The sequence below is a fragment of the Gabonibacter massiliensis genome, from assembly GCA_001487125.1.
Taxonomy (GTDB): Bacteria; Bacteroidota; Bacteroidia; order Bacteroidales; family Marinifilaceae; genus Gabonibacter; species Gabonibacter massiliensis.
The window spans coordinates 180,858-198,740 of sequence record LN913011.1; the positions used below are offsets into that span (position 1 = coordinate 180,858).

At 37.5% G+C, this 17,883-nt stretch carries 17 protein-coding genes; 6 read left to right on the top strand and 11 right to left on the bottom strand.

Features of this window, described 5'->3' with window-relative positions; translation table 11 throughout:
• Nucleotides 1–5: 5 nt before the first annotated feature.
• The 11 genes from wecB to BN3283_RS01675 form a co-directional block, all read right to left on the bottom strand.
• Entirely contained in the window at nucleotides 6–1,151 is a 1,146-nt protein-coding gene (wecB, locus tag BN3283_RS01625; RefSeq protein WP_059025427.1) for a non-hydrolyzing UDP-N-acetylglucosamine 2-epimerase, read from the bottom strand.
• A gap of 2 nt (nucleotides 1,152–1,153) precedes the next feature.
• On the bottom strand, nucleotides 1,154–2,359 hold the full coding sequence (gene wecC, locus BN3283_RS01630; protein WP_041502357.1) for a UDP-N-acetyl-D-mannosamine dehydrogenase: 1,206 nt from the start codon (nucleotides 2,357–2,359) through the stop codon (nucleotides 1,154–1,156).
• 62 nt (nucleotides 2,360–2,421) lie between these two features.
• Entirely contained in the window at nucleotides 2,422–3,489 is a 1,068-nt protein-coding gene (locus tag BN3283_RS01635; RefSeq protein WP_147625513.1) for a hypothetical protein, read from the bottom strand.
• 212 nt (nucleotides 3,490–3,701) lie between these two features.
• Nucleotides 3,702–4,340, bottom strand: a complete 639-nt coding sequence (locus BN3283_RS01640) for an MBL fold metallo-hydrolase (RefSeq protein WP_041502355.1) — start codon at nucleotides 4,338–4,340, stop codon at nucleotides 3,702–3,704.
• 4 nt (nucleotides 4,341–4,344) lie between these two features.
• Entirely contained in the window at nucleotides 4,345–4,968 is a 624-nt protein-coding gene (locus BN3283_RS01645; protein ID WP_041502354.1) for an acetyltransferase, read from the bottom strand.
• A gap of 7 nt (nucleotides 4,969–4,975) precedes the next feature.
• The gene (locus tag BN3283_RS01650) at nucleotides 4,976–5,713 is read right to left on the bottom strand and encodes an SDR family NAD(P)-dependent oxidoreductase (protein ID WP_041502353.1); all 738 of its coding nucleotides are present in this window, start codon (nucleotides 5,711–5,713) and stop codon (nucleotides 4,976–4,978) included.
• 23 nt (nucleotides 5,714–5,736) lie between these two features.
• Complete coding sequence (locus BN3283_RS01655) at nucleotides 5,737–6,798, bottom strand: 3-oxoacyl-ACP synthase III family protein (RefSeq protein WP_041502352.1); 1,062 nt, start codon at nucleotides 6,796–6,798, stop codon at nucleotides 5,737–5,739.
• Nucleotides 6,798–7,025 carry an acyl carrier protein gene (locus tag BN3283_RS01660; protein WP_041502351.1) on the bottom strand — a complete coding sequence of 76 codons (228 nt, stop codon included), beginning with the start codon at nucleotides 7,023–7,025 and terminating at the stop codon, nucleotides 6,798–6,800. The genes BN3283_RS01655 and BN3283_RS01660 overlap by 1 nt, the downstream gene beginning before the upstream one ends.
• A complete protein-coding gene (gene fabD / locus BN3283_RS01665) occupies nucleotides 7,022–7,960 on the bottom strand; it encodes an ACP S-malonyltransferase (protein WP_041502350.1) in 939 nt (312 codons plus the stop codon). Before fabD ends, BN3283_RS01660 begins: the two co-directional genes overlap by 4 nt.
• A gap of 4 nt (nucleotides 7,961–7,964) precedes the next feature.
• Complete coding sequence (locus BN3283_RS01670; protein ID WP_059025428.1) at nucleotides 7,965–8,894, bottom strand: AAC(3) family N-acetyltransferase; 930 nt, start codon at nucleotides 8,892–8,894, stop codon at nucleotides 7,965–7,967.
• 3 nt (nucleotides 8,895–8,897) lie between these two features.
• On the bottom strand, nucleotides 8,898–10,172 hold the full coding sequence (locus BN3283_RS01675; protein WP_059025429.1) for a lipopolysaccharide biosynthesis protein: 1,275 nt from the start codon (nucleotides 10,170–10,172) through the stop codon (nucleotides 8,898–8,900).
• A gap of 775 nt (nucleotides 10,173–10,947) precedes the next feature.
• Between BN3283_RS01675 and BN3283_RS01680 the strand changes: the two genes are divergently transcribed.
• The 6 genes from BN3283_RS01680 (at nucleotide 10,948) to BN3283_RS01705 (ending at nucleotide 17,880) form a co-directional block, all read left to right on the top strand.
• Nucleotides 10,948–12,072, top strand: coding sequence for a DegT/DnrJ/EryC1/StrS family aminotransferase (locus BN3283_RS01680; protein WP_041504840.1), 1,125 nt, complete (start codon nucleotides 10,948–10,950; stop codon nucleotides 12,070–12,072).
• Nucleotides 12,073–12,084: 12 nt separating this feature from the next.
• Nucleotides 12,085–12,666: an acyltransferase gene (locus BN3283_RS01685; protein WP_059025430.1), complete on the top strand. Its 582-nt coding sequence runs from the start codon at nucleotides 12,085–12,087 to the stop codon at nucleotides 12,664–12,666.
• Between the two features lie 63 nt (nucleotides 12,667–12,729).
• Nucleotides 12,730–14,019 (top strand): nucleotide sugar dehydrogenase, encoded by a 1,290-nt coding sequence (locus BN3283_RS01690; protein WP_041502347.1) that lies wholly within the window; start codon nucleotides 12,730–12,732, stop codon nucleotides 14,017–14,019.
• Nucleotides 14,020–14,040: 21 nt separating this feature from the next.
• Nucleotides 14,041–15,165, top strand: coding sequence for an N-acetyl sugar amidotransferase (locus BN3283_RS01695; RefSeq protein WP_070807438.1), 1,125 nt, complete (start codon nucleotides 14,041–14,043; stop codon nucleotides 15,163–15,165).
• A gap of 67 nt (nucleotides 15,166–15,232) precedes the next feature.
• A complete protein-coding gene (locus BN3283_RS01700) occupies nucleotides 15,233–16,774 on the top strand; it encodes an MATE family efflux transporter (RefSeq protein ID WP_059025432.1) in 1,542 nt (513 codons plus the stop codon).
• On the top strand, nucleotides 16,771–17,880 hold the full coding sequence (locus BN3283_RS01705) for a polysaccharide pyruvyl transferase family protein (RefSeq protein WP_059025433.1): 1,110 nt from the start codon (nucleotides 16,771–16,773) through the stop codon (nucleotides 17,878–17,880). Before BN3283_RS01700 ends, BN3283_RS01705 begins: the two co-directional genes overlap by 4 nt.
• Nucleotides 17,881–17,883 lie beyond the last annotated feature (3 nt).

Here is a 17,883-nt window from a genome sequence, read left to right on the forward strand (position 1 = left end):
GATGATTATTTTAATTTATCTATAATTCTTTCGCATGCTTTTCCATCTCCGTAAGGATTTACTGCTTTACTCATTTGATTGTAATAGTTCATATCGTCTAATAGTTCGGATACTTCATAAATGATTTTTTCATAATCAGTCCCGACTAATTTTACTGTTCCGGCATTTACGGCTTCTGGTCTTTCTGTTGTGTCTCGCATTACCAGAACTGGTTTTCCCAACCCTGGAGCTTCCTCTTGTATGCCGCCGCTATCCGTGAGTACGATAGTACTTTTTTCCATGAGGTAAACAAACGACAGGTATTCTAACGGTTCGATAAAAAACATATTGATTAGTTGCTCTGAACCGAAAATGTCGTGAATAGGTTTACGAACATTTGGGTTAAGGTGCATAGGATAAACAAAATCTACCTGAGGGTATTTTTTTGTCAAAGTTTTTATTGCGTTACACATATGAATGAAACCTTCCCCAAAATTCTCCCGACGATGGCCGGTAATTAAAACCAGGCGGCGATTGTTTTTTAACCGTTCCACATCATAGCCGCTGTTTTGTATAGAGAGTTTTAATCGGTAGCTTAGAGCCGCATCTTGTTTTATTTTTTCAACTACCATATATAAGGCATCAATCACGGTATTACCCGTTACGGTGATTGTTCCCTCTTGTATCCCTTCCGATAATAGATTTTGCCGACTCAAAGACGTCGGGGCAAAATGATAAGTTGCAATTCTTCCTGTAATTTGTCGATTTATCTCTTCCGGCCAGGGACTGTAAATATTATGCGTGCGCAATCCCGCTTCTACGTGTCCGACCGGGATTTGTTGATAAAAAGAAGCTAAAGCCGTGGCTGTCGAGGTGGTAGTGTCCCCGTGAACAAGCACGACGTCCGGTAGAACTTCCTTCAATACATCTCGCATACCTGTTAAGACCCTGGCTGTTATGTCATACAGGTCTTGGCCTTGTTTCATGATATTCAAATCATAATTTGGCTTTATATCAAAAATTTGTAGTACCTGATCCAACATCTTTCGGTGTTGACCTGTAACACAGATAACAGTCTGAAATTGTTCCGGGTATTTCTGAAACTCTTTTACCAGAGGAGCCATTTTAATTGCTTCCGGACGCGTTCCAAAAACGAGCATTATTTTTTTCATCCTTATTTTTTATAGATTCCGCAGAAATCGAGCATTATTTTTTGAGTTGTCCAAGGTAGTTCCCTGAACTCATTGTGTGCGACGAGCATAACAACGATGTCAGCTTTGTTGTAAGCCTCCTTATAGTTAGTCAGTTTGAATACTTTATGGTCCTGAACATTAGGTTCAACAACTAAAATATCGGCGTTATTGCAGCTTTGCATTACTTTGCTGGTTATGTATTTGGCCGGAGATTCTCTGAGATCGTCGATATTGGGTTTGAACGCAAGTCCCATCATAGCTACGACCGGCTTACGATGGTTCTTCAATTCGAATTTCAGCATCTCATTCTGTACTTTTTCTGCGCACCAAAATGATTTATAGTTATTGATTTCCCGGGCGTCGGCAATAATTTTGGATTCCATGGGAAAATCAGCCGTAATAAAATAAGGATCTACCGCTATACAATGTCCACCGACTCCGCAACCCGGTTGAAGGATGTTGACTCTCGGATGTTTATTGGCCAGTTCTATTAATTCCCACACGTTGATCCCGGCTTTGTCACAAATCAATGATAACTCGTTGGCAAAGGCGATTTGGACGTCTCGGGAGGAATTTTCGGTAAGTTTGCACATCTCAGCCGTTCGTGCATTGGTCCTATGTAAGGTCCCTTGAACAAACTGACCGTAAAAAGCAGAAGCCTTCTCGGTAGATTCAGGATTTATACCCCCGATTACCCGATCGTTGTGGACCAACTCATAAATCACGTTTCCCGGTAAAACCCGTTCAGGACAATAAGCAATGTAAATTTTATCTTTTAGTTCCGGGCGTTTAGAAAATATTAATTCTTTCATTTTATCCGTGGTGCCGATCGGGGACGTTGATTCGATGACATATAAATCTCCTTCTTTTAAGAAAGGTAAAACACTATGGGTCGCAGCTTCAACGTAAGAGGTATCCGGTTCATGATTCCCTTTGAAAGGAGTGGGGACCACGATGAAATAAGCATCGCTTGTCTCAGGTTGCAAAGAAGCACGCAAATATCCGTTTTGAACTACCTCTTGAAGATATTCTTCCAGTCCGGGCTCTATAATATGTAGTTGTCCCTTGCTGGTAAGTTCTACCACTTGAGGGTTAATGTCTACACCGGTTACTTGTATGCCATGCTTGGCGGCAATAATAGCTGTGGGTAAGCCAATATAGCCTAACCCCATAAAACATGCTTTCATAAATTATTTATATATTAATTTAAACAATCCAGAATACAGAAGAATAGTTGGGTGGAAATAGTTTATTGATAGACATCTTTATTCCGGGGAATACAGTATAACATCAACATCAACAATAAAAGGCCATGGGTTAATAGTGCCGTTGTAAATGTCGTACTTAAAAATGCCAAAGCGACCATATACACAGGAACAAACATCAATCTTTCATCTACTCCATTCGATACGGATTCTATTAATTTTAATAAAAAAATCAATATCAGGGGAAACATTAATATTCCTATGATCCCGCAATTATAATAGGCATCGGTAAATAATCCATTATTTGCCCGTGTCTCATAATCATTGAAATATCTGGAACCAATTAAAAATTCGATTCCCCCTTCATAGGGAGATTCGAATCCCAAATGTCTTAAAAAACCTTGTCTGAAGAAATCGAGCTCGTTATCTTTAACAAAGTCATAATAGCAATAATTCAATTGACTCGGAATCAATAACATTCTATAAATTATAAAACCGGAAAAAAATTTTTTAAGAAAAATAAATTCCACAATACTCCAAGTACTCATTAGAGCAAGCATTCCGTATACCAGTATCGTTCGTTTATACCTAAAAAAATAGAAACCTAATACACACAAAAACAATGAAAATAAAACACCTTTACTACCTTCTATACCAAAATTGAGAAGGATAACAACTATCAATGCGATAGATGCGATTTTCTTGTTTTTTAAAATACAATAAATCAAAATAATGGGCAATAATTTATTGGCTGCTGTTGCTAAATAACCGACGATCGCTCCGACGTTGTATTCTCTTGCCTCTAATCTCAGATCATAAACATCTTTAAGCCCGAAATGGAATCTGAATCCGGTGTATTTCCACGATATGTACAGTACGCTCATGCATAATAACAGGCTTATCAGAAGAAACAATTTTTTATTACTATTCGTTTTGATTTGAAATTTAGGAAAAAAGGCGTTATATGAAAAAAAACATAACCAATAAATATACAGCAGTAAAACAAACTTAGCATCGAAATCCAAATAGGCTATTAAAGTCGTGGAAGGAACGAGCGATATGGCGGAAAGCAGTAATAATACACAATTGGAATATGTGATATTTCTATTCATATTCGTGATAAACGGAACGAATGTCAATAAAAAACACCATGATATGATGTAATTGCTTGTATTAAAATTATTACCAAGTCCCATATAGGCGAATGTATCTGATATAACCAATTCATAAGAATAATCTAATGTTATTCTGTATAAGATAATTGAAAGAATAATCCAAAGATTGCCGTATTTGCTTTCAAACATTTTTCGAATTGTAATAAGATTCAATCTTTATGATTAATTTCTTTGAACAAAACACTTTCCCCGTGTCCCGGGTAGATTATTAGTTCACTTTCTTTACCCTTGAAATAATTTGATAATCTATTCAAAGATTCCGATAATTTTTCTTTTGAACCGCCTTTTAATTTGGTAATCGTTTTATAACCAGGTATAAGAGTATCTCCCGTGAATAAAAACTTCTCGTCGATACTGAAACAGATACTTCCCTTGCTGTGCCCTTCGGTTAGAAAGAAGCGAATGAAACAATTATTCCAATTTAGCGGATTACTTGTATCTTCAATATGGATATCTGCCTCTTGAATACTTGTCTGCATGACATTTTCTGCATATTTGGAAAGATTCCATTCCGGTAACCGGATATTTTGGGCGCAGACGGATGAGCATATTAACTTGATGTCCGGGTAATATCTTTTTAATTCGTTATATCCGATACAATGGTCATAATGTTCATGTGTCAGTATGGCATATTCTGGTTCCAAATTATTCTCCCGGCAGAAAGAAACGATTGAAACAGGATCGGGTGTTCCCGGATCCACCACAATGCAATCGTTCCGATTCGGGAGCGACACGATATAGCAATTGGAAGAGACCGGAGAATTTATTATTCTTTTTATCTGAACCAAGTCTTTAATCCATTACCTTTGCCGGATTTCCCACCACGATCGAATTTTCTTTCACCTTTCTCATCACGACGCTTCCCGCTCCTACGGTTGCTTTATTCCCGATTGGTAAACCGGGATAAATAACCGATCCCGTGAAAACGGATACTCCGTTCCCGATCCTGTTTTTACCGCTGACAAGTGTTCCAACGTAAAGATGGGAATAGTCCCCGATTACCGAGTCGTGTCCCACGTTACAATGATCTTGTACAATAGTGTGGTTCCCGATTGTCGTGTTGACCGATATCGTAGTAAAAGCTCCTACTATATTCCCTTTTCCTAATTTGGCGGAAGAACAAATATTAGCGAAAGGATGAATAATGTTGATGAAATGTCCGCCTTTAGCTTCTATGAACCGTGTTACAATCTCCCGTTCCTGTCCGTTCACGTACGAACAGATAAAAACGTCTTCCGGTTCTATGGAGTATTCCTCTACCGTTGAAGTGAGGGTGGGTGTGTCATTCGGTGTATCGAATTCAGATTTTAGATATCCCTTTATCACCCACTCCTTGTTGTATGCCATGCTTTTGCGTGCGTATTCTTCAACGACTTTGCTGAAATTGCCGGTGCCGATTATGATCAGTTTTTTCATAACATACTTACCTTAAAGTAAATCCTCCGTCCATGATGAAAAAATTACCGGTTACCCATTGGGATGCGTCAGACAAAAAATAGATGGCTGCATAGGCGATCTCTTCCGGTCGGGCAAATCTTCCTAATGGGTAATCTTCTTTTATTTTTTCAATCTCTTCTTGCAATGTATATTTTTTTAGCATCTCGGTTTCAACGAAAGCGGGCTGGATACAATTAACCCTGCCTTTTAGAGGTAGTAATTCCAACGCTAATATTTTAGAGAATGAATTTAATGCTCCTTTTGAGGCTGCATACAATCCATTGGAAACTGCCGGATAGTAGGCGGAAATGGATGATAATATGACCACCGATGCGAATTTGTTCAGTTTTTTTGATTTTAATAGAGAGCGAATTAATAAAATCGGTGCGAATAAATTAATGTTCATCATTCGATCTATTTTATCCCGATTGACATGCTTAATTAACGATTTATCATTAATACCTGCACATAACACGACCCCGTCTATTTTATCAATCCGATGGCATAGTGCTTCAATTCCGGCATCGGAAGTTAAATCGGTCTGCACGGATTGATGATTTTCTCCTTCCAATAAATTCAATGTTTCCCGTAGACGGGACTCGTTACGTCCCGTGATGATCAGGGAGGCCCCCATTTTTGAGCATTCTATGGCGGTAGCCCTACCTATCCCCGACGAGGCTCCCGTGACAAGTATGGTCTTGTTTTGTAAATTGAAGGGATTCATGTATTCGCGTTATTCATGTAGATTTATAAATATACAAGGTCAGAGCAATGTATATCACCTTGCGTTTCGATGTATGCAGATGCCACGGAGAACCCACCTCCAATAGTCGACATCAGTAACTTTAATTTCTCTTTCGCTAACGGCTGGTTTAATTTTAACGTCATGGTTAACGGGATGGAACCCCCACTCGTATTTCCGTAATCGGGAAACGTATAAGGAGTCTTTTCTGCCGGTATCTTTATTTTTTTGCGAATCTTTTCGCATAAAAATTTGTTGGCCTGATGCATGACTAAGAAATCGATATCGTCTTTATTGATATCGTAGTGATTCATCAAGGCCCCGATAGATTTAGGCATATAAGAATTGGCAAAAGAGAAGACATCTGTCCCGTTCATTCTCAGGTGTGTCTTGTTCCGCTTTATGCCCTCCTCGTCTTCTTCCATGACGAAAGAGTCCGGAGTGATAGGATGCCGGTATCCCCCCTCGGGAATATACACGGAGCTGAACTCGGAACCGTCCGTGAGAAAGTGAAACTTCATTAAGTCGTAATTGTCCGGTTGATATTCCAAAGCGGTAACCGTTCCCGCATCGCCGAATATCAAATAGGTACTTTGGTCGTAATAGCTGACATTTTTGGATTGCGTATTTCCGACTAGAAGTAAACCTTTTTTAAAAGATCCGGTTGACATCAAATTGCCGATGATGCTCAGACCGTATAAATACCCGGAGCACCCGTGGTTTATGTCAAATGCCATGATGTCTGTCGGTAGACCCAAACGATGCTGAAGAGTACAAGACGTGGAAGGGAGTTTATAGTCTCCCGTGTGCGAGGCAAATACTAACAAATCGATTTCAGATTTATCCCATTGCAGATCCGTTATCAATTTTTCAGCCGCTTCACAGCAGAGATCAGAGGTGCATTGATCTTCCTTTGCCCGGTGTTTTTTCAATACACCTACTGATTCTACGTACTTTTCCAGCATCTCTCTTGGTAAAAGATCGTAATCGAATGTCTCTTCCACGCCGGAAGGAACACAAGCTGAAATTCCTGCTATCTTTACTTTTTTGACTTCAAGAAATGCCATTACTTGGACTCAATCAAATTATACAAATCTTCTATGGTTTTGCAAGATCTTAAATCTCCTCCCGAAATGCGTTTCCCCATTTCATCGTCGACCATGGCAATTATAGACAGTGCCACCAATGATCCCCATTCACCTAAGTCTTTATAGATTGTTGAAGGTGTGAATTTTTCAACCGGGGTATCGTCAAATTGTTCTGCGAATAACTGTACGAATTCTTCTAATTTCATGATTCTTTTTCTTTAAATGGATTTATACTATTATACTCTTCTATTTCCCAAATGGAAGTTACTTTTTTATCGGGATACATGCGAGTAACGATCTTTTGCAGCGTATCGTCCGTGCCGACTTCGTAAAAATCCGTTACTCCGTCTTTTACCATATTATTGACCATGGCAGTCCATAATACGGAATGTGTTATGTGGATAACGAGATTATCTTGGATCTCTTTGGGGTTGACATGAGCTTTCCCGTCCACGCATTGGTAAATGGGACAACGTGGTTTTCTGAATTCCGTGTCTCTGATTATTTTACCTAATTCTTTTTCCGCTTCTAACATAAACGGGGAGTGGAACGATCCCCCGATGGCTAAGGGTACGGCCTTTTTGGCTCCTTCTTTTTTAAATGTTTTGCAGGCTATTTTTACTCCTGCCTTCGAGCCTGTAATGACTACCTGACCGGGGCCGTTATAGTTCGCAAAGTAGATAGGTTCACCGGACTCTTCAGAGATTTCTTTTAATCTTTTTTGAATATATTCATCCGGAAAACCGATAACGGCTCCCATGGCCGTGTCAAATTTTTCGCATACTTTTTGGCCGATTAAAGCTCTGTTCAAAACAAGATTTAAACCATCTTCATAGGATAAACAACCGTTTACAACCAAAGCGGCGAATTCTCCTAAAGAATGTCCAGCGACAACATTCGGTTGAATTTCATTTTGTGTTAAGGCCGTGGCGACCTCATACACGAAAACGGCAGGCTGTGTATTTTTAGTTTCCATTAATTCCAGTTCATCTCCACGAAACATAACATCGGTTATACGCCTGCCGAAAAAATCATTAGCCCGTTCAAAAAGTTCCTTTGCCCGGGGAAAGTTTTCGTAAAGTTCTTTTCCCATGCCTTCTTTCTGGCAGCCTTGGCCTGGAAATATGAATGCTTTCTTCATTTTATTACTTGTCAAATTTATAACCTCTTTTTCCTGAGTTTTGATACATGTCGATTCCTTTTTTTCCCAAGTTGATTAAATGAGGTATTATCTCTTTTGCGTGATATACTCCGATAATTAAATTTGAGATTTGAGAACAGGCATACCAATTTTTATTGAAATGCTTTTTTGTCATTCTTTTGGTTGCGAAAAACTTATATCTGACATATCTATTATCATAGCAATAATAATACTTATGTTCGCCGTCATAATCTATATATTCATGTTTGACCGGCTCCCGGGTGTAAAAAGAAGAATAATAAGGATAACTTTTTCTTAATACAGATTCTACGCAGTGTAGCATTGTTCCGATATAATATCTTCTTAGACCGAGTGTAAAAACTAATGCGTCAATCTGAGACAACCTAAAATAAGGAGATTTCTCATCCCAGCAAGATTCTCCTAAATGGTGTTCCTTGAGTAAGAAGTCACTTTGGGGACCTAAAGCGCAAACCGAATGTTGCACATTGATGCTTCTTTTTACGCCGGGATACCTTCTAAAAGTTTCGGCCAAAGTCCCTGCTCCTGTAATACTCTTTTTCACATCAAAAATTTTCCCTTTACGTAATAGGGGCAAGGCCGGCATGATTAATGTCCCTTCAGGGCCGATTACTTCTAAAATCGCATCTATCAGATTTTCTTCAGAGCCGTTATAATTATACATTTCATCCCAGGTAGAATGAATGAAGATATTACTTCCATTTTTCATTCCCATTTTTTTCATCTCCTCTATAATATCTTTAGTATTTATTTTCTTTTTATATACCCAAGGTCCGAATCTTAACCTAAAATACTTCTGAAAACTTCTAAGAGTTAATGTTTGATTTTGAGGTATACCCAAAATTCTTTTTGCGATTCTAATTAATTTTTTTCTTAAACCTTGATAATGAATCATTGTCTATTTTTCTCCTTTTGAATAATAGAACGATAAAAACAATAAGTATATATAGGCAGAAGCTCTGAAGGCACTAAATAATATTAACGCATAGTAAATGTTACAATCCCATAGATAAGCGATTATTAACGGTGCGATAGAGGCGAATGTATAGTATAATTGCCATATTAAATTTTGTTTTAGTTTGTTGGTTATGATTAATACCCCAGATAAGGATATTGCAATAAAATCAATGGCGATCATGGGAAGTAATATTTGGGCGTATTTGCCTGCTACTGACCATGGCTTACCTAATACGAATGCAAAAAGATCGGGTAAAAAATAGATAACGGTTAGGGAAGCCATTAAAGTTAATACAAAAAGAATCTTAAATAATTTCACAAATAGTCCCCTGAAATTTCCTTGTTCCAAATATGTTTCATTCGCTTTTTGTCTAAAAGTGTCTCGTATTGATATACTTATTACACTGATCGGTACGCTGAGTATTGTTATTGCCATAGAAAAATAACCGACGTCAGTGTTATTGTAATAAGCTCCGAGTATTAATATTGGAACAGATCCTCCTATAGTATTCAGTAATTGGGCTGGCATTGTATATTTAGGGAATTCGATGAACTTAAGAGCCATTGTTTTTATCCCTTTGTAGGTAACCTTTTTAAAGATATCCCAATCTTTATTTAACACACGGAAAACACAACATAAGGCAGTGATTATTCGCCCAATGATATCTCCGATGATCAAACCTGAATTTTGAAATTTTGTAAATCCGAATAGTAGTTTACCTAACGTTACGGATACGGAATTGGTAATTTTATTTATAGATAAATTGAAATAATATTTTTTTCTGACACACCATTCATTATAACAGTTAAAAATATTGATAAAGAAAGCAGCAAACGGACAAATTAATATCCAATATTCCGAATTATTACCACATAATCTCCCAACTTCGTCCCGGAAGAAAAACAATGGCAATAAAATAAATAATAAGAATAGAGCACTGATTACCAGTGACAAACAAGTGATGTTGGCGGCATCTTTATCATCTTTTGCTACCAGAATAGCAAATTCGTATTTTCCTGTAGAGATAACAGTTAGAATCGATATGAGCGAAGTTAATAATGCCAAGATGCCGAACTGCTCAGGACTATAAATTCGCGCAAGAACAGGATAAATTAATAGTGGCAAAAATTGAGCAATGGTTGTACCTATGGTTAAGGTCAGTGCATTTCTCGCAAAAGAACTGTTTTTATAAAAACCTAAAAAATCAAATGCCATTATTTAATAAATTGCGAAGTACTATCCTGATGAGCGATTGTATCTCAATGATTACTTATTTTGGGATATAACTAATTTGTAATTGTATTTTAATTCTCAGCAAGCGGATATTTAGTACTTTAAATTATAAAATATTGTTAGTTGTTTTTTATTATATTTGACTATGTCAAATTATTGTTTGTTAGTGGTTTATATAACCTTATTAAATGTTTTTTTATGTTGTGAAAAATCTTTTAATAAACGACCGATTAATGATATTTTCAGTTGATGTTTGATATGTAATTATATATATAATTAAGTTAATTTATATACATAATAAATCCTGACAGAACTTTACGTTCTATGATGAATGGTTTATATAAAAAATAAATGTCGGCAACAGAAAAAATGAATTCAACAATAAAATGATAGTGAAGAGCATGATCGATAAAAAAGCTTGCTAAATGCGAGATAAAAGAGTCGTTTATTTTGTATGTAGTATTATTTTTTTACTTTTGCACTCGTTATAATGCGGTCGAAAATGTATCATTTATGATACAAAACTGAAAAGTCTGATTAGATCCCACATGGGATTGACCGGGCGGAGCTATGAAATAACTCATGAGTCTCTAATCAGAAAATACAGTATATATTAACATATATTTATTTTACTCTATATTTGAGGATATATATCATTAATCGGTCGATATTTGATCTTGGAGTAGAGCTCGTTCAAGAATCTTTATTCTACTTTAATTAATCCATTTTAATGGTGAGATAATCATTAGTTTATATGATGAACATTCAGATGGTGGACCTGAGAGGTCAGTATGATAAAATAAAAGAAGAGGTAAATGCCGGAATACAGGAGGTGTTGGATTCGACGGCGTTTATTAACGGATCTAAAGTTAGGGAATTTTCCGGTCACCTGGCCGATTATTGCGGGGTGAAACACGTGATTCCTTGCGGAAACGGCACGGACGCTTTGCAGATCGCTCTCATGGCTTTAGGTTTGCAACCCGGCGACGAGGTAATCGTGCCTGCCTTCACTTACGTGGCCACGGCCGAGGTCATCGGCTTGCTGGGGCTCACGCCTGTCATGGTGGACGTGGATTACGCCTCTTTTAACGTCACTGTCGATAACATAAGGAATGCCTTGTCTTCGAAGACGAGAGCCATCGTGCCGGTGCATCTGTTCGGGCAAAGTTGTGACATGGAACCGATCCTCTCTTTTGCTGCCGAACACGGGCTGTTCGTGGTGGAGGACAACGCGCAGGCCATCGGGGCAGAGTATACCTTTGCGGACGGAACGAGAAAAAAAACCGGAACCATGGGCCATATCGGCTGTACCTCCTTTTTCCCGTCGAAAAATCTCGGTTGTTACGGTGACGGGGGGGCGTTGATGACCGATGACGAGGAGTTGGCCGGGAGAATCCGGATGATTGCCAATCATGGTCAACGGGTGAAATATCACCATGACGTTTTGGGATGTAATTCCCGGCTCGACACCATTCAGGCTGCCGTGTTGGACGTGAAATTGAGACACCTCGACGAGTACGGGAAGGCCCGGCACGAGGCGGCCCGGTATTACTCGGCCCGGTTACGGAATATTCCGGGAATCGTGGTCCCGGAGGAGATGCTTTACACCACTCACGTGTATCACCAGTACACGTTGAAAGTGTTGAATGGAAAACGGGATGCCCTGAAAAAATACTTGGAAGAAGCCGGAATACCGGCCATGATCTATTATCCTTTGCCTTTGCAAAAACAGGAGGCGTTCAAATCGATCGCCCGGGCGGCGGGAACGCTCGACACGGCAGAAAGACTCTCGTGTTCCGTGTTATCGCTCCCGATCCACACGGAGCTGACACCCGGCCAACAGGATATCGTTATCGAGAGGATAAAGGAGTTTTACAAATAATATATATTGTTCATGAAACAAGAGTATTTCGCCCACGAGACGGCGGTGATAGACGAGAATTGCCGGATTGGGGAAGGAACGAAAATATGGCATTTCAGTCATGTCATGAGCGGTTGCACGATCGGCAAAAATTGCAATATCGGCCAGAACGTGGTGATTTCCCCGGAGGTCGTGTTAGGAAATAACGTGAAGGTGCAGAACAACGTGTCGGTATACACCGGGGTGACCTGTGATGACGACGTGTTTTTGGGGCCTTCCTGCGTGTTCACGAACGTGACCAATCCCCGGAGTGCCGTTAACCGAAAATCACAGTACGCGCAGACGCATGTCGGGAAAGGGGCTACCATCGGAGCCAACGCCACCGTTGTTTGCGGTCACGATATCGGGGCTTATGCCTTTATCGGGGCGGGCGCCGTGGTGACGAAGAACGTTCCTGCCTACGCCCTGTTAGTGGGCAATCCCGCCCGGCAATTAGGCTGGATGAGCGAGTACGGACACCGCCTTCATTTCGACGAGGATGGTGTTGCCGAATGCCCGGAGAGTCACGAGAAGTACCGTCTGAAAGACGGGCTGGTGTCAAAAATTCGAGGGTAAATATTTTTGTAGTCACGTTCCGTGGAAGATCATCTAATGTTATAAGACATTTATACAATCATTATGTACAATAAATTAGTTAATAAAGAGGCCAAATTAGCTTTGGTCGGATTAGGTTATGTAGGTTTGCCGATAGCACTCGAATTTGCCAAAAAAATATCGGTTATCGGTTTTGATATCAACGAGGAGCGCCTTGCCAAGATGCGGGAGGGGATCGATCCTTGTAAAGAATTAGGACACGAGGCTTTCGAGGAGACGGATATAAAATTTACTTCCTCTATCGACGAGTTGCGGGAAGCTTCCTTTTTTATCGTGGCGGTTCCCACGCCTATCGACGATCATAATCAACCCGATCTGACTCCCTTGTTAGGGGCTACCCGTTCCGTGGCCAAGGCCTTGAAAAAAGGGGATTATGTCGTTTATGAGTCAACTGTATATCCCGGGTGTACTGAAGAGGATTGTATTCCTATCTTGGAAGAGATTTCAGGTTTAAGGGCCAGGGTCGATTTTAAATTCGGTTATTCTCCGGAACGAATCAACCCGGGAGAGAAAGTACATACCCTGCCCAACACGATAAAGATCGTTTCCGGCTGTGACCCGGAAGCGCTCGACACGATAGCCAAGGTGTACGAGCTGGTCGTAAAACCGGGCGTTCACCGGGCCCCGAATGTAAAAGTGGCGGAAGCCGCGAAAATCATCGAGAACACGCAACGGGACGTGAATATCGCCCTGATGAACGAACTGTCGATCATTTTCAGCCGGATAGGGATCAATACTTACGATGTGCTGGAGGCAGCCGGAACAAAGTGGAACTTCCTGAAGTTTTATCCCGGACTGGTTGGCGGGCATTGTATCGGCGTGGATCCTTATTATCTGGTTTATAAAGCCAACGAGTTGAAATACCATAGCCAGATCATCAGTGCCGGTCGTTTTATCAATGATACGATGGGCGGGTATATTGCGAAAAAGCTCGTGAAAAAGATGATCGGGATGGGGAAGAATATCCTGGGAGCCCGCGTTTTGGTCATGGGAATGACATTTAAAGAGAATGTTGCGGATATCCGGAACTCGAAGGTCGTGGATATCATCAGCGAACTGAAAGACTTCGGAGTAGACGTGGATGTTGTTGATGCCTACGCGGATTCTGAGGAGGTAAAGCAAATGTATGGTTTTAAGCTCATCGAGAAACCCCGTGATAATTACGATGCGGTTATCGTGGCCGTATCGCATGACGCTTACAAAAATCTGGATGAAAAGTACTTCAAATCCTTGACGTATGATAACGCTGTTTTGGTTGATGTGAAAGGGATGTACCGGGGTAAAATTCAAGAATTGAAATATTGGAGCTTATAAGAATTAATAAAAACAGGTTTTATGCAGGGGTATAGGAGATGTAATAGATGTGTGATGGATAATCATGGGGATCATTTAATAACTTTCGATAAATACGGATATTGTAATTATTGTACGGAAGCGATTGCTAGAATGAATTATGAATATTTTCCAAATAAAGAGGGGCAAGAGAAATTAAATAATTTGATACAACAGATTAAAAATGCTGGAAAATCTAAAAAATATGATTGTTTAATGGGAATTTCTGGAGGACTCGATTCATCATATTTAGCGATGCTCGGAAGTAAATGGGGCCTGAGAATATTGGCTGTTCATATAGATGATGGTTTTGACGCACCTGTGGCAATTAATAATATTGAAAAGTTATGTGATAAAGCAAATCTCGATTTGCAGATTATTAAGCCTGATTCGGAACAATTTAATGATTTAACTTGTTCGTATATAAGAGCAAAGGTTCCTAATTTGGCTATTCCACAAGATAATATACTATTTGCTTTTATATATAACTTAATGAAGAAATATCATATATCTTATTTTTTATCGGGTGGTAATTTTTCGTTAGAGTCTGTATTGCAAAAAGGTAATACTCACACTTCTTTGGATGTTAAAAATATAAAGGCTATTCACGATCGTTTTGGAAAGCAACCAATAGATAAGTTGTATTTTATTTCAGAAAATAAGAGAATAATCAATCGTTTTTTTTATGGGATAAAGACAGTTAAACCCTTAAATTATATTGATTATAATAAGGCAAAAGCAATTACAGAATTGGAGGAATTTTGTGATTTTAATTATTATGAGGCAAAACACTTAGAGAATACATTAACTAAAGTTATTCAGTTGTATTGGTTATATCATAAGTTTGGTGTAGATAAAAGAAAGTCTCATTTTTCAAGCTTGATAGTCTCAGGGCAAATGACTCGGGAAGAGGCTTTAATTGAATTAGGTAAACCTTTGTATAATGAAGCACAAATGGAGGCTGATATTGAAAACGTGCTCTATAAGTTAAACATTACCAGAGACGAATTTGAAGGGTTAATTAAAGGAGAAAATTGCCAACATACAGATTATTCATATTCGACGAATTCTATATTAAATATCGTTAGGAAATTTCGTATAATCAGAGGATTAAAAAGCAAGTTGTAATAATCTATATTGGGCTATAATTCCTTGTACGAGTTGAAAATACAGCATAGTAAATAAGCAAGACAATATGTTGAATAGCGAAAAGGGTAAACTGATTGCAAAAAATACCTTTATGTTATATATAAGGTTATTATTTACGATGTCAATTTCCTTATATATATCACGTATTGTGTTGAATGCGTTAGGTGTTGAAGATTACGGTATTTATAATGTAGTAGGAGGTGTTGTTGCGATGTTTTCATTTCTTAATGCAGCAATGGCTGTCAGTACTCAAAGATTTTTGTCGTTTGAATTAGGCCGTCAGAACCAATTCGAATTGGAAAGAGTTTTTAGTACTGCTGTAACGATTCATTTACTATTAGGTATATTTATATTAATACTTGCCGAATCAATTGGACTTTGGTTTATTAAGCACCACTTAAATATTCCTATAGAACGGATAGATGCTGCACACTGGGTATATCAGTGTACTATTTTTTCTTTTTTTTTCTTAATTGTTCGAGTACCTTATCAGGCTGGAATAATTGCTCGCGAGAAAATGAATGCTTATGCTTATCTCAGTATCTTTGAGGTTGTGTTAAAATTGATAGCAGCTTTGCTATTAATTGGTGTGAGTAATGATAAACTAAAATTGTATTCAGTATTATCCTTGTTTGTAGTAATTATTACTACAACTTTTTATAAAATTTATTGTAATAGAAGATTTAATGAAAGTAAATTTAATTTTATTTGGGATAGAAATTTGTTCAAAGTTATGATTTCCTATGCAGGCTGGAGTTTATTTGGAAGTGCTGCCTCTATAGGCTATAATCAAGGTATTAATATTTTATTGAATATCTTTTTCGGTCCTGTAATTAATGCGGCTCGTGCAATAGCTTTTCAGGTAAATACCGCAATTCAATCTTTTACTAGTAACTTTCAATTAGCAGTAAATCCACAGATTGTTAAATCTTATGCAACTGGGGATGAGAGGTATATGATGTCATTGATATTTCAAAGCTCAAAATATTCTTTTTTTTTATTATATATAATTGCCTTACCCGTATTATTGGAAACAGAGTATATACTGAAAGTGTGGTTAAAAATAGTGCCTGATTATACTTCAATTTTTTGTAAATTAATTATTATAGATGCTTTGATTGGATGTATTTCATATCCACTGATGATAGCATCACAGGCTACTGGAAGAATTCAGTTGTATCAGTTTGTTGTTGGAACTTTATTGCTTTTAAATATACCTTTAACATATATATTCTTTAAATTCAGATTCGGACCGGAATATTCGATGTATGTAGGTATTATTTTATCAAGCATAGCTTTAGTCGCAAGATTAGTAATGCTTAAGAGATTGATCTCCTTAAATATAAAAATATATATGAAAGTTGTAATTATAAGAGCATTATTAGTTGGTTGTACCGCCTTTATAATACCTTTTTATGTAATGCAATATATAGATGATCTTACTATATTACATTTTTTACTAAGTATTGTATTATGTGTTATTTGTACTGTATTATCTATCTATTTTTTAGGACTTGATAGTTTTGAGAAAGAATATATAAAAAATAGAATTGAATTTATTTTTAGAAAATTTAGATTCGGTAGATGATGAAAAGAGTATTGATAAGAGGTTGTATAGGTAATAAGAATTTTGGGGATGATTTACTGATATATGCTATTTCTTTGGCTATGACACAAGTGTCAGACAAGTGCGATTATTATTTCCTTGCTGAAAATATCAAATATTTGGATAATATTGTAGATGATATTAAAATAGTAAAGTCTTGTGAATTAAAAGGAAAGTTTGATGCCATTATATACGCTGGAGGAACTCAATTTGCTAGTTTTAAAAATAAAACTGATAGGAGTTTTCCAGCAATAAAAAGGTTGTTGTATTATATTCAAAATCCTGGTATATTGTGTTTACGGTTGTTAAATAAATTAGGGTTAATTACCTTTTCTTATAAAAAAATCATCTTTGTTGGAATCGGTGTTGGACCTTTTTATAAAAAAGATAATTATTATAATTCGACAATACAGTTATTACAATCAGCTGAAATTTTAATAGTAAGGGATCTATTAAGTTGTAGAATATGTGAAGAAAATAAGATTAAATATATCCTAGGATCTGATTTAGTATATTCTATACCATTATATTTCTGGGATAAATATAAAAATAATAATCACAGAAATTCTAGAATAACTTCGGTTGCTATCATATTTAGGGATTGGAAGTTTACAGATGATGATGGGAAATTTATTCATAGTATAGTAGAACTTACGAAGTATCATGATATCACATTTTTTTCTTTTGCGGATTATGCCGATCAAGAATGTTATCAATATTTGGTAGCTAATAATTTTAATGTAAAACAATGGGAGCCGAATGTAATGTCATTGGATAGTTTTATGAATGAGTTGCAAAAATGTGATTTATTCATAACAGCACGTTATCATGGTGCCGTTGTCGCAACATTGATGAATAAGCCTTTTATTACAATAGGCATAGAACCTAAACTTGAAATGATAGCTGAATTGTTTGAGATGCCATGTTGGCATTATCCGTATGATATATCTGAATGTATGGGTTATATAAAAAAAATACAAGGGGAATATACTCAGATACAGGAACGAATAGAATTAATTATTTCAATGGAGCATAAAAAAGCCTATGAAATGGTGGAACGTCTTCACGAGAGTATTTTGAAGATATAACTC